The 13,149-nt window shown below is 68.6% G+C and carries 9 protein-coding genes and 1 tRNA gene; 4 read left to right on the plus strand and 6 right to left on the minus strand.

All coding sequences use genetic code 11. The features are described 5' to 3' along the window. Positions 1–87: 87 nt before the first annotated feature. Positions 88–693 (minus strand): DUF4304 domain-containing protein, encoded by a 606-nt coding sequence (locus tag AC1VNH_RS04110; protein ID WP_483110043.1) that lies wholly within the window; start codon positions 691–693, stop codon positions 88–90. A gap of 138 nt (positions 694–831) precedes the next feature. After that, positions 832–5,160 (minus strand): family 43 glycosylhydrolase, encoded by a 4,329-nt coding sequence (locus tag AC1VNH_RS04115; protein ID WP_483110044.1) that lies wholly within the window; start codon positions 5,158–5,160, stop codon positions 832–834. Positions 5,161–5,395: 235 nt separating this feature from the next. On the opposite strand from AC1VNH_RS04115, the gene AC1VNH_RS04120 reads away from it, so the two are divergent. The 3 genes from AC1VNH_RS04120 to AC1VNH_RS04130 all read left to right on the plus strand — a co-directional run bounded on the left by AC1VNH_RS04120 (position 5,396) and on the right by AC1VNH_RS04130 (position 7,027). After that, entirely contained in the window at positions 5,396–6,118 is a 723-nt protein-coding gene (locus AC1VNH_RS04120; protein ID WP_483110045.1) for an alpha/beta fold hydrolase, read from the plus strand. 75 nt (positions 6,119–6,193) lie between these two features. Next, positions 6,194–6,275 (plus strand) — tRNA-Leu (locus AC1VNH_RS04125). Between the two features lie 59 nt (positions 6,276–6,334). After that, the gene (locus AC1VNH_RS04130; protein WP_483110046.1) at positions 6,335–7,027 is read left to right on the plus strand and encodes a DedA family protein; all 693 of its coding nucleotides are present in this window, start codon (positions 6,335–6,337) and stop codon (positions 7,025–7,027) included. A 15-nt stretch (positions 7,028–7,042) separates the two neighbouring features. Here AC1VNH_RS04130 and ku read toward each other — a convergent pair whose 3' ends face one another. Then, a complete protein-coding gene (gene ku, locus AC1VNH_RS04135; protein ID WP_483110047.1) occupies positions 7,043–7,903 on the minus strand; it encodes a non-homologous end joining protein Ku in 861 nt (286 codons plus the stop codon). Positions 7,904–8,018: 115 nt separating this feature from the next. Between ku and AC1VNH_RS04140 the strand changes: the two genes are divergently transcribed. Continuing rightward, positions 8,019–10,397 carry an ATP-dependent DNA ligase gene (locus tag AC1VNH_RS04140; protein ID WP_483110048.1) on the plus strand — a complete coding sequence of 793 codons (2,379 nt, stop codon included), beginning with the start codon at positions 8,019–8,021 and terminating at the stop codon, positions 10,395–10,397. Here AC1VNH_RS04140 and AC1VNH_RS04145 read toward each other — a convergent pair whose 3' ends face one another. The 3 genes from AC1VNH_RS04145 to rph all read right to left on the minus strand — a co-directional run bounded on the left by AC1VNH_RS04145 (position 10,398) and on the right by rph (position 13,129). Then, positions 10,398–11,312, minus strand: a complete 915-nt coding sequence (locus tag AC1VNH_RS04145; protein ID WP_483110049.1) for a cation diffusion facilitator family transporter — start codon at positions 11,310–11,312, stop codon at positions 10,398–10,400. 477 nt (positions 11,313–11,789) lie between these two features. Continuing rightward, on the minus strand, positions 11,790–12,386 hold the full coding sequence (gene rdgB, locus AC1VNH_RS04150; protein ID WP_483110050.1) for an RdgB/HAM1 family non-canonical purine NTP pyrophosphatase: 597 nt from the start codon (positions 12,384–12,386) through the stop codon (positions 11,790–11,792). Then, positions 12,383–13,129, minus strand: coding sequence for a ribonuclease PH (rph, locus tag AC1VNH_RS04155; protein WP_309736447.1), 747 nt, complete (start codon positions 13,127–13,129; stop codon positions 12,383–12,385). Before rph ends, rdgB begins: the two co-directional genes overlap by 4 nt. Positions 13,130–13,149: the final 20 nt, after the last annotated feature.

Consider the following 13,149-nt stretch of genomic DNA (forward strand, 5'->3'; position numbering starts at 1 on the left):
AGCATCCTGCGGGCGATGGGCGACCGCCCGCTCGAATTATCCACAGCCGCCGCACAGAATCGCCTCGCGGACGACTGGAGCGTCGGGTCAGTCGGGCAGACTCAGCCCATACCGAGTCGCGACAGTCGCGAACTGCTCGCGAAGGCGGGGCCATCTCTCTTCCTGGCCGAACGTCGCCAACGCCTGCTGATATTGCGCGGCGCGCGCCGCCTCGTTCTCCGTCACGCACCACCAGGCGAAGAGGTCGAAGTCGAGCCCGGCGCCCGCCGCGAGCTTCGCCGCCGCAAGCTCGTCCGCGGATCGGATGGCCTCAAGATGATCGGCGAGGAACTCCAACGCCTCACGCAGCCGCGGCACCAACGCATCGTGCGACCACGTTTCGAGGTCGATCCACTGCGCGGGCCAGTCCACGATGCTCTCAAAGCGCTGACGGTACTGGGCGGTCCCCGCGCTCACCGAGGCCGGCACCGATCTCCCGATCGCCCGATCGAACGCGGGCACGTACGCCGCGCCCTCGATGTAGATGCGCAGATGATCCCCGCTGTTGCCGTGACTGCGCTGCAGCGCGATCTCGTAGGCCGCATCCGGTGTCTCGTTCGTCCAGGTGAGTCGTTTCTTGCGATAGCCGCGCGGCTTGAGCACGGGTACGACCGCCTCGGCCACCAGCGCGACCAAACGAGCTTCCAGGTCCATGCCCTCGGTTCTCCTCCGCGTGTTGTCCTCGGCGCAGCGTACCGTTCGGGGCCGCAGTCGGCCGCCCCAGACAGCGAGGGCCGACACGATATGCCCCGAAAGGCATACCGTGCCGGCCCCGGCCGTTTCAGAGGGCGATCAGACCGTTCGGCGACGCGGACGACGCAGGAACCACGCCATTCCGCCGATCACCATCAGCAGCGATCCGAGGAGCGCAACACCCAAGGGGCCCTGCGCACCGGTCACGGCGAGCTGACCCGCCGGGACAACGGTGATCAGCTGGCGAGCGATCTCCGACCCGTCGGCGCCGAAGACCACGATCGTGTGGACGCCGGCGGGCAGATCCGCGGGGATCTGCACGTCGAACACCACCGTGCCGGTCGTGTCGGCCGCGGGGATGCCCGCGATCCGGATGGGGTCGCTGCGCAGCTCCGCCGTGACCTGCTCACCGGGCGCGAGACCCGTCACGGTGACTTTCACGATTCCGCCGCGCTCCACGGTCGACGCCGAGACCGAGACTCCAGGAGCGCTCGGCTGCGGAGACGGCTGCGGCGACGCAGAACCGCTGGGGCTCGGCGAAGGCGATGCCGATCCACTCGGCTCGGGCGACGGAGACGACGACTCGCTCGGCTCCGGGTCGGGACCCGTGCCCGGCACCGTCCGCGGCTCCACACCGGTAAGGGTCGGAACCAGCGGCTGGAACAACCCGTCGGAACCGATCTGGATGCGGTCGATCGTCGTCTCACGGTGCGTGCCGTCACCGCCCGGGATGGCGAAGCGGTGGTACGCGATGTACCAGTCGTCCGTGCCCGGAACATTGATGATCGAGCTGTGCGCCGGGCCGAGGATGCCCTGCGTGGTGTCCTTCTGCAGCAGGATGCCGCGGTAGGTCCACGGGCCGTCGACGCTCGTCGACGTGGCGTAGCCGACGCGATAGTTCGGCGAACCCGTGTCATCGATCGAGTACGTCAGGTGGTACAGCCCGTCGCGATAGTTCATGAACAGGCCCTCACGGAACTCCGGCAGACCCGAGATCCGCGTGATCGTGCCGGGCACGATGCTGGTCATGTCGTCCGACAGCTCGCCGTACAGCGGGCTCCCGTTGCCCCAGAACAGGTAGTACTTGCCCGACTTCGGGTCGTGGAACGCGGCCGGGTCGATCGCCTGCCCGCTCGTGACGCTCTCGTCGTTGCGGATCATCGGCAGCTCCTGGGCCGTGAACGGACCCTCGGGGTTGTCGGCGACCGCGACGCCGATCATCTTGCGGTTGGCGTTCGGCTCGTGACCACTGAAGTAGAAGTAGTACTTGCCGTCCTTCTCGATGATCGTCGGCGCCCACGCGTTGCCCGTCGCCCACGGCACGTTGCCATCGGCTCCGTCGAGCGTCAGGAAGGGCTCGGCGCTCCGCGTCCAGTCCACGAGGTTCTTCGACTTCCAGACGTAGAACGTGTTGCCGCCCCATCCGGGAACGCCGTCGCTCGTCGCGTAGATGTAGTACGTGTCACCGAACACCGCGATGTTCGGATCGGCGTACAGGCCCGGCAGCACGGGGGTCTTCACCTCGACCGCCTTCAGCGTCCACACGACGTTGTCCGCACCATCCCGCGACAGCGTCACGGTCACCGGCGTGGTGAGGTTGCGCACCGAGCCGGATGCGGGCGAGGGCGTCACACCCTCCGCGGTCGCGTAGACGGGGCGGAGCTTCGTGAGGTCCGTACCGCGGTTGACCGGGAAGGTCACCGTGCGATTCGCCACATCCACGATCGGCGCCATCTTCAGCACCGACGGGTCGGCGAGGCTCACACCGCCGAGCACCTCGGTGTTGCCCGAGCGCTCCACGACCTCGCCGGGCGAGAGCGCCCGGTTGTAGAGCACGAAGTCGCTCACCTGTCCACGGAAGAGGTTGTCCTCGTTGTAGACCGACTTGCCGATGTAGTTCGCCAGCGTGCGACCGCCCCCGATGTCACCGGGATCCACGGCCACGTCGTCGTTCTGCGCGACCTGCACACCATTGAGGTACAGCCGCGCGGTGTTTCCGCTCAGCGTGTACACGAGGTGCACCCATTCGCTGCGCGGCAGGGCGGCGGCGGATGTGGCGTTGCGCTCCCCCGTCCAGTTGCCGGTCGTGATGGCCGCCCGGTACGCGTCGTTGCCGGTGGAGAACAGGTAGCCGTTGCCCTTGCCGTCGCCGCCGGTGTTGCCGAAGGAGTAGAGGAAGTAGGGATTGCGCTGAGCCGCGTCGATCTTCACGCGGGTCTCCACCGTCACATCCGTCACCCCTGCCAGCAGGTTGTCGGGCAGATCGACGTAGTCGTTCGAGCCGTCGAAGGTCAGGGCGCCGTTCGAGAACGTCGCTCCGCCCTGGATGGTGGCATCGCGCCCCATGCCCGAGCGGTCGTGCAGCGTGGTGCCCGAGCCGTCGGTGAAGTCGTACCGCACGACCTCGCCGTCCTCGTTCGCCGAGATCGGCTGCGGCAGGTTGGCCCGCAGTGCCGTGAGCTCCGCCGCCGTCACCGGCACCACCGTGCCGTGGCGGGGGCTGGCGGGCAGACGGTAGTTCGCGGGCACCTTCCAGTCCGGGTTGGCGATGTCGTCGGTGGCGAGCGGGATGTAGCCGCGGCCGCCGTACTCGTCGACGAAGAGGTAGTACTTCTCGCCGTTCACGTCGCCCGGGTTCGCCTTGAAGACCGACGGTCCTTCGACCGCACCGGTTCCGGCGTCGCGGCCGATGCACGAGTCCTCCATCGTCCAGCCCGACAGCGGCGCGCGCAGGTCGGTCGAACGCTCCTGGATGATGTCGCTGCAGCCCGTGCCGCCGGCGCCCTCATCCTTCGTGAAGCGGTGGTAGACACCATCCGCCTTGATGACGGTCGAGTCGATGCGCGACAGGCCGTCGTCCTGCCAGATCTTGGTGTCGCTGAAGGTGACGAAGTCACGCGTGGTGGCGTACAGCATCCGGTTGTAGGTGTTGCCGGTGTGGTTGACGTCGTTCTCCGCGTAGAGCTTGGAGGCCCAGAACACGACGTACTCGCCGATCGACTCGTCGTAGTACGCCTCGGGCGCCCACGTGTTGCCGGCGGTGTCGGGCGAGACCTTCACGTGGCGCTGCTCGCTCCAGGTGATGAGGTCGTGCGACTCCCACACCTCGATGTACTTCGAGCCGGTGCGCTGCGAGCGGTCCCAGTTGCCGTCGCGGCCGATGGAGAGGTCGGTCGCGATCAGGTAGAACGTGTCACCCTCGGGAGAGCGGATGAGGAACGGGTCGCGCAGACCCTTCTCGCCGTAGTTCGAGGTGAGCGTGTAGTTGCCGTTGTTCAGCTCGGTCCACGACAGCGCGTTGTTGCCGTTGCTGGCCGCGAAGTAGATGTTCTCCCCCTGCACCGAATTGCCGGTGAAGTAGGCGAACGTGTATCCCTCGAACGGCGCCAATTCGACCGCCGCGCGCACCGTCAGTGCGATGTCACGCGTGCGGGTGGTGTTGCCCTTGGTGACGCTGGCGGTGACGGTCACCGCCGCATCGCTCGAGCCGCGGGTGACGACGCCGTCCGTGCCGACGACGCCCGTGTTCGATGACGACCACGAGACGTCGAGACCCTTCGACGATTCAGGGAGCGTGATGTTGCCGCGGACGTCGTCGGCATTCGGCACGGACACGGCGGCGAGCGCCGCATCCACAGCCTCCGACTCGCCCGGCACGGGCGGGACGTAGATCAGGTCGCCCACCTCGTTCGCGCTCAGTGCGCGGTCGTACAGCCGGAAGTCGCGGACGCTGCCGGCGAGCAGGCGGTCGGCGTTGTACGCGGAGCGCCCGATGTAGTTGGCCGTCGTCGTGCCCTGGCCGATGTCGCCCGGCTTCGTCGTCGTCTGGGTGTTGACGGCGACCTGGACGCCGTCCAGGTAGATGCGCGACGTGTCGGTCGCGTCATCGAGGGTGTAGGTGAGCGTCTTCCACACGTCACGGGGCACGTTGTTGCCGTTGCCGCTGTTGGGGCCCTGCTCCGTGCTCCAGTTGCCGATGCCGATGGCGGCACGGTACGGCGTCGAGGTCGCGAAGAGGTAGCCGTCGCCGATGCCGTTGGTCGTGTTGCCGAAGTTCCACAGGAAGTGGTTGCCGCTCATCTCCGAGCGCACGAGCACCTGGGCGCTGACCGTCACCGAGGACAGCCCCCGCAGCAGGTCGTTGGGCAGTTTCACGTAGTCGTCGGAACCGTCCAGACGCACGCCATCCGCACCGGTCAGCGTGGGCGAGCCCACATAGGCCGCGTTGCGCGCGTTGCCCGACGAATCGACCGCGACCGTACCGCTCGTCTCATCGAGCGCGTAGTGCGCGACGAGACCGGTAGGGGTGTCGGCGTGAGCGATCAGCGGGCTGACCAGTGGTGCAGCGACAAGTGCGGCGAGGACGGGGACGGCGAGCGTCCGGGGTGTTCGGCGGCGCGAGGGGGCCGCCCGGTGCAACGTGGGCACGGGCTACGGTCCTTTCGGGGAGCGTCTTTGCTGTGACCGACGACGACGACGGCTCTTCGGATGTTAGCGCTCACTCGCAGTGCCTGTCAGCTTCGATTTCCGGGAGCGCTCCCGCCGGAGCGCTCCCGCGTGCCGAGTTTGTCGAACGGCATTGCTCGCGCGCGAGCAAGACGGGACGCTCCTGGCGCCGTAGCGTCGGCCGCACCATCCACCCCCAGAAACAAGGAGTTGTCCCGTGGCCAAACCCACCATCGTCCTGGTGCACGGCGCGTTCGCCGACGCCGCCAGCTGGGCGCCTGTCACCCGTGAGCTGCTCGACCGCGGCTACGACGTGCGCGTTCCCCCCGTCTACAACCGCAGCCTCGGCGAGGATGCCGCATCCATCAAGGCGTTCGTCGAGACCATCGACGGCGACGTCGTGCTCGCCGGACACTCCTACGGCGGAGCGGTCATCACCGTCGCCGGAGAGGCCGCGAACGTCGTCGCGCTCGTCTACGTCTCGGGCTACGTGCTCGAGGTCGGTGAGAGTCTCGGCCAGCTGCAGGGCGGGTTCCCCGACTCCGAACTCGCCGCCAACCTGGTCTACACGCCCTACCCGGTGCCCGGCAGCGACGAGCCCGGCACCGACGTCTCGGTGGCGATCGCCGCGTTCCCCGAGGTCTTCGCCGCCGGTGTGGACCTCGCGCGCACCCAGGTGCTCGCCGTCTCGCAGCGCCCCCTGTCGGCGGCCGCCTTCTCCGAGCCGGCGACCTTCGCCGCGTGGAAGACCAAGCCCGCGTGGGGCATCGTCTCGAGCGAGGACCACACGATCAATCCCGAGGTCGAGCGGTTCGGCTACACGCGCGCCGGTCTTCGCGGCATCGTGGAGCTTCCGGCGCCCCACCTCGCGATGCAGAGCCACCCGACCGAGGTGGCCGATCTCATCGAGACGGCGGTGAGCGAAGTCACCGCGTCCTGACGCGACCTGTGCGTCGCCGTCATGCGCGGCGACGCACAGGAGATCCGAAGCGCGCTGGATAGACTGTCCCCACCCGCGGGAGTGGTGAAATTGGCAGACACGCAGGATTTAGGTTCCTGTGCTTTCGAGCGTGTGGGTTCAAGTCCCACCTTCCGCACGGGGACGGGGGCGTGTCACCCGCGCCCCGCATCCTGACATCCGATCGACGGGACGCCCGTGCACTCCATCGCCCTCATCCCCTGGCTCTCGCCCGAGACGATCATCGCGGCGGCCGGTCCGTGGGCTCTCGCCGTGGTCTGCTTCATCGTGTTCGCGGAGACGGGCCTGCTCATCGGCTTCCTGCTGCCCGGTGACACGCTGCTCATCATCTCCGGGCTGCTCTCGCACTCCTCGGATGTGGCACCCAACGGCGTCTTCGGCGTGAACGTGTGGGTCGTGGCCCTGCTGATCGGTCTCGCCGCCTTCGTCGGCGGCGAAGTGGGCTACCTCATCGGCCACAAGGGTGGACCGGCGATCTTCGAGCGCAAAGAGTCGGGCCTGTTCAGCAAGAAGAACGTCGAGCGCACCAATGCGTTCTTCGAGCGCTTCGGCGGGTTGACCGTCATCGTCGCCCGCTTCGTCCCGATCGTGCGTACCTTCGCACCGGTCGCGGCCGGCGTCGGTCACATGCCGTGGCGCAAGTACAGCCTCTACAACCTCATCGGCGCCATCCTCTGGGGCTTCGGGCTCACGATGATCGGCTACCTGGTGGGCTACATCCCCTGGGTCGCGAAGATCGTGACCGAGTACATCGACGTCATCCTCGTCGGCGTCGTGGCGCTCACGGCCGCCGTCACGCTCTGGCACTACTTCCGCGAGCGCGCGAAGGTCAAGAAGGAACAGCGCGACCGGGCCGCATCGGGCGAGTAAGCCCGCCGTATTCGGTCACGACGCCTTCGAGCTCTTCTTCCGCTTCGCCGCGGGCTTGTCGTCGCTCTTCGATGACGAGTCCTTCTTCGATGCCCGACTGCGCTCCACGCTGGCACGGAGGGCCGCCATGAGGTCGATGACTTCGCCGCCGTCCTTCTCGTCGCTCTCCTCACCGAACGTGGCCGAGGTGTCGACGCTCTCGCCCTTCTCCAGCTTCGCCTCGATCAGCGTGCGCAGCTGCTCCTGATACTCGTCGCGGAACTCGGTGGGATCGAAGTCGGACGAGAAGCTGTCGACCAGCGCCGCCGAGAGCTCAAGCTCCTTCGCGGAGATCCTCACGTCCTCGTCGAGCGACGGGAAGGATGCCTCGCGCACCTCGTCGGCCCACAGCAGCGTCTGCAGCACGAGCACGTCGCCGCGCACGCGCAGCGCGGCCAGCCGGGTCTTCTGACGCAGCGAGAACTGCACGATCGCGGTGCGGTCGGTCTGCTCGAGCGTGCGCCGCAGCAGCACATAGGCCTTCGGCGACGACGAGTCTGGTTCGAGGTAGTAGGCCTTGTCGAGGGTGAGCAGGTCGACCTGATCGCTCGGCACGAACTCGACCACCGAGATCTCGCGCGACTTCTCGGCGGGCAGCGACTCGAGATCCTCTTTGGTGAGCACCACCGTGCGGTCGCCGTCGTCGTAGGCCCGGTCGATGTCGGCATACGGCACGACCTCGCCGTCGAGTTCGCACACGCGCTGATACCGGATGCGGCCGCCGTCCGCCGCGTGCACCTGGTGCAGCGAGACGTCGTGATCCTCAGTGGCGGAGTAGACCTTCACCGGCACGTTCACGAGCCCGAACGCGACCGCGCCCTTCCATATCGACCTCATAGGCCTAGTAGACATCCGAGCCGCGCGCCGCGGCTAGGGGTTGCGGGCCTCTTGCATCCGACATGCGAGGGCGCAACGGGTGCGCGTCGGAGGCACCGGGCGGCAGGATGGGCGCATGTCCGCACGCGAGCAGACCGTCGACGTCGAGGGCCGCCGCATCCGCGTCAGCCATCTCGACAAGGTGCTCTATCCCGCCACCGGCACGACCAAGGCAGAGGTCATCGACTACTACGCGCGGATCGCCCCGGTACTGCTCCCCCACCTCGACGGCCGACCCGTGACTCGCAAACGCTGGCCCGACGGCGTCGACTCCGAACCGTTCTTCGCGAAGAACCTCGAGCGGGGCGCCCCCGAGTGGCTGCGCCGTCAGAGCATCGAGCACTCCACGGGCACCAAGGACTACGTGCTCGTCGACGACGTTCCGACCCTGGTCTGGCTCGCACAGACCGCCAGCCTCGAGCTGCACACCCCGCAGTGGCGGTTCAACGCCGAGGGGCGCCCCGCAGACCCCGACCGGCTCGTCCTCGACCTCGACCCGGGCGACGACATCGACCTGCCCACCGTCGCCGAGGTCGCGCGATGGGCGCGCGCGATCCTCACGGATGCGGGCCTCGAGCCCTTCCCGGTCACGAGCGGCAGCAAAGGCATCCACCTCTACTGCGCGCTCCCCGCCGGCCAGGCGAGCGAGGCGGCCTCCGCGCTGGCGAAGGAGCTCGCGCGGTCGCTCGAGGCCGACCACCCCGACCTCGTCGTCAGCAGCATGTCGCGGGCCCTGCGCCCGGGCAAGGTCTTCGTCGACTGGTCGCAGAACAACGGCAAGAAGACGACCATCGCCCCCTACTCGCTGCGCGGCCGGGCACGACCCACCGTGGCCGCGCCGCGAACCTGGGAAGAGCTCGACGACCCGGGCCTCGCGCAGCTCGACCTGACGCAGGTGCTCGCGCGCGCCGAAAAGGACGGCGACCTCCTCGCGCCACTGCGCCCTCGACGCGGCGCCATGGACCCGCTGCGCACGTACATCTCCAAGCGATCCGCCGACCGCACGCCCGAGCCGGTGCCCTCAGACCCGGCCGCCGATCCGGCATCCACGGGTGCGCTCCGCTTCGTCATCCAGGAGCATCACGCGCGGCGCCTGCACTACGACCTGCGGCTGGAGCGCGACGGCGTGTTCGTGAGCTGGGCCGTAACCAAGGGCGTGCCGGAGACGACGAAACGCAACCACCTCGCCGTGATGACCGAAGACCATCCGCTCGCCTACGGCTCCTTCGAGGGCACGATCCCGGCGGGCGAGTACGGCGCGGGCGAGGTGACAATCTGGGACACCGGCACCTACGAGGCGGAGAAATGGCGACCGGACGAGGTCATCTTCACCGTGACAGGCCGGGAGGGCGGCCCCCTGGGTACCGTGCGACTCGCCCTCATCCGCACCGACGGTGAGGGCGAGAAATCCACGTGGCTCCTGCATCGGATGAAGGACGACGTGCCAACGGCCGCCGCATCCGACGCTCCGTGGCCGGACGAGCTCTCGCCGACGCGGCTGCGTCCGATGCTCGCCGAGAACTCCACCGCCGGACTGGCGGCCGCTGCGGCACGGCGGTGGGGCGAGCCGTGGGCGGAGATGAAGTGGGACGGCGTGCGTGCCCTCGCCTTCTGGGATGGCGAGCGGATGCTGCTGCGCGCCCGCAGCGGCACCGACATCACCGACCGCTACCCGGAGCTCATCGCCGACCCCGGTCTGCGACGCGCGGCCTGCATCCTCGACGGGGAGATCGTCGCGCTGGACGAGCGCGGGCGGCCGAGCTTCCCGTTGTTGCAGTCCCGCATGCATCTCACGAAGCCAGCGGACATCCGACGCGAGGCGGAGCGAGTCCCCGTGCATCTGCATGTGTTCGACATCCTCGCTCTGGACGGACATGACCTGACCGCGCTCCCGCTGCGCGAGCGACGCACCCACCTCGAGGGCCTGGCCCGTGATCTGAATCCGCCGTGGGTCGTGCCGCCCGTCTTCGACGACCTGGATGCGGCGCTGGAGACCAGCACCGCGTTCTCCCTCGAGGGGGTCATGGTCAAGAATCCGGCGTCGGTGTATCGTCCGGGCCGGCGCAGCGACCAGTGGTTGAAGATCAAGCACGTCGCCGCGCAGGAGGTCGTGATCGGCGCGATCCGGCCGGGTCGTCACGGCCGCGGCGGCATCGGGTCGCTGCTCATGGGCGTTCCCTCAGCCGAAGGGCTGCGATACGTCGGCCGGGTGGGAACGGGCTTCAGCGAGCGGGAACTGCGCCGGCTCGACGAGGTGCTGCAGCCGCTGCGGGCCGACGCATCCCCGTTCCTCGAGGTGCCGCACGCAGACGCGTCGGATGCTGTGTGGGTGCGCCCGGAGATCGTGGCGGAGGTCGGCTACGCCGAGGTCACGCCCGACGGCAGGCTGCGACAGGCTCGCTGGCGCGGGCTTCGGCCGGACAAGAACCCCGACGAGGTGCGCGACGAGACGTGATCAGGCGTGCGCCTCGTGCTCGACGTGATCGGCGGGTTCGAGCTGGAAGGTCGAATGCTCGACGTCGAAGTGCTTGGCGAGGCAGCCCTGCAGATCGCTGAGGATGCGGGCGGTGCTGCCCGTGGCATAAGCCTCCTCGTCGACCACGACGTGCGCCGTGAACACGGGCGCGCCACGGGTGAGCTGCCACACGTGCAGGTCGTGGACGGCGACGACACCCGGCGTGCCGAGGATGTGGGAGCGGATCGTGTCGACCTCGACGCCCTTCGGGGTCGCCTCACTCAACACCGAGACCACCTCGCGCAGCAGGCCGATGGCGCGCGGCACGATCATCGCCGCGATGAGCAGCGAGGCGATCGCGTCGGCCGGCAGCCAGCCGGTCACCAGAATGACGACGGCGGCGATGATCACCGCGACCGAGCCGAGCAGGTCGCCGAGCACTTCGAGGTACGCGCCGCGCACATTGATGCTCGTGCGCTGCGCCGCGCCCAGCAGCCACATCGCGACAGCGTTGGCGATGAGGCCGACCGCGGCGACACCGAGCATCAGCCCGCCGGCGACCTCCGCTTCGGCGGGGTTGATGAGTCGCGTGATCGCTTCGACGCCGACCCACAGCGAGAGCCCGAGCAGGATCACGCCGTTGGCGAGCGCACCGAACACCTCGGCGCGCTGGTAGCCGAACGTGCGGCGGTCGTTGGCAGGGCGCGCCGCCACGGCGCTGGCGATCAGCGCGATGACCAGGGCGGCCGCATCCGTCAGCATGTGGGCCGCGTCCGCGAGCAGCGCCAGCGACCCGGACAGGATCGCGCCGACGACCTGCACGACGAACACCGTCGAGGTGATCCCGAGCGAGATCGCGAGAAGGCGGCGGTTGCTACCGCCGCGGACTCCGGATGCGGGCGCGTGATCGTGCATGGCACCAGGCTAGGCGCCGGGTCATGGCGTCAGACGGTTTGCGCGCAATCGGGAACGAGAGTGAGAACCAGTCTCTGAGCCGGACCCGGGCCCGGACAGAACTCGATATGCCTCCGACATCGAGCACGGTCGGTTCGTTTCGATGCGCTACTCTCCCGCCGTGAGTCGCCTGGGGAGACACCCGCAACGAGAGTCCACCTGGTCGGCACGATGCGCCTGGGTGTTATCCGCACTCTTCAGCGAGCTGATTCCGGAATCCGTGTCCGCGCTGATGGTTTCCGACTGCTACGAGCCGCCAGGAATCCCTCTCTGCGTGGGCGACATCTCTCTCGGCGCGGCGATTGCGATCTGGCTCCTGTGGTTGGCATGGTGCCCATTCGCTGTGTATTGCCTCTACCGAGGGTTCAAGCGGCCCCGGCCGACTCGCTGGTAGCTGGCTCGTGATACCCGGAACGAGAGCGATTCTCGCTCCCGCGGTCAGAGCTCGCTCAGCAGCGGTCCGAGCTCGGCGAACGCGCGGGCGCGGTGCGACGCGGCGTTCTTCTCGGCGGCCGAGAACTGACCGACCGTGCGCTCCGTGCCGGACTGGCCGTCGGGGATGAAGATGGGGTCGTAGCCGAATCCGCCGGCGCCGCCGGCGGAGAGCGCGAGCCGGCCCGGCCAGACGCCTTCGACGACGTGCTCCGCGCCACCCGGCATCACGAGCGCGATCGTGGAGACGAACTGCGCGCTGCGGTGCGGGTCGGCGATGTCCGAGAGCTGATCGAGCAGCAGCTCGAGGTTCGCTGCGGCATCCTTGCGGTGTCCGGCCCAATAGGCGGAGAAGACGCCCGGAGCACCCCCGAGCACGTCGACGCAGATGCCCGAGTCGTCGGCGAGAGCCGGAAGCCCGGTGTAAGCCGCCGCCGCGCGGGCCTTGATCAGCGCGTTGGCCGCGAAGGTCACGCCGTCCTCGACGGGCTCGGGTCCGTCATAGCCGATGACGGCGAGGTCGGGACGCGTCGCCTGCACGATGTGGCGGAACTCTTCGACCTTGTGCGGGTTGTGCGTGGCCAGCACGACGCGGTCGGTCACGCCTCGTCTCCCGCTGCGAGGGCAGCTGCCTGCGCCTGGCCCAGCTCGCCGCATCCGGCGACCGCGAGCTCCAGCAGGGCATCGAGCTCACGCTTGTCGAACGGCGCCCCCTCGGCGGTGCCCTGCACCTCGACGAAGAGCCCACGTCCGGTGACGACGACGTTCATGTCGGTCTCGGCACGCACGTCCTCGACGTACGCGAGGTCGAGCATGGGCTCACCGTCGATGATTCCGACGGAGACGGCCGAGACGGAGTCGAAGAGCACCTGCGCCTTCTGCCCGATGAACTTCTTGCGCCGGCCCCATTCGATCGCGTCGGCGAGGGCGACGTAGGCGCCGGTGATGGCCGCGGTGCGCGTGCCGCCGTCCGCCTGCAGCACGTCGCAGTCGATGACGATCGTGTTCTCGCCCAGCGCCTTCGTGTCGACGACCGCGCGCAGCGCCCGGCCGATGAGACGCGAGATCTCGTGCGTGCGGCCGCCGATCTTGCCCTTGACGCTCTCGCGGTCGTTGCGGTCGTTCGTGGCGCGCGGCAGCATCGCGTACTCCGCGGTGATCCACCCCTTGCCCTTGCCGGTGAGCCAGCGCGGCACGCCGTTCGTGAACGACGCCGTGCACAGCACCTTCGTGTTGCCGAACGAGATGAGCGCGGAACCCTCTGCCTGGCTCGACCAGCCGCGCTCGATCGTCACGGGACGCAGCTGCGAGACGGTGCGCCCATCGGCGCGGGTGATGTCGGTCATCGTTCTCCTCGGGTAGGGCG

It is taken from the genome of Microbacterium sp. KU4F (genome assembly GCF_056868075.1).

Coding starts and splice junctions, on each gene's coding strand:
- rph (WP_309736447.1), bottom strand. CDS start 13,129: ATGACCGACATCACCCGCGCCGATGGGCGCACCGTCTCGCAGCTGCGT.
- ku (WP_483110047.1), bottom strand. CDS start 7,903: ATGAGGTCGATATGGAAGGGCGCGGTCGCGTTCGGGCTCGTGAACGTG.
- AC1VNH_RS04110 (WP_483110043.1), bottom strand. CDS start 693: ATGGACCTGGAAGCTCGTTTGGTCGCGCTGGTGGCCGAGGCGGTCGTA.
- AC1VNH_RS04145 (WP_483110049.1), bottom strand. CDS start 11,312: ATGCACGATCACGCGCCCGCATCCGGAGTCCGCGGCGGTAGCAACCGC.
- AC1VNH_RS04140 (WP_483110048.1), top strand. CDS start 8,019: ATGTCCGCACGCGAGCAGACCGTCGACGTCGAGGGCCGCCGCATCCGC.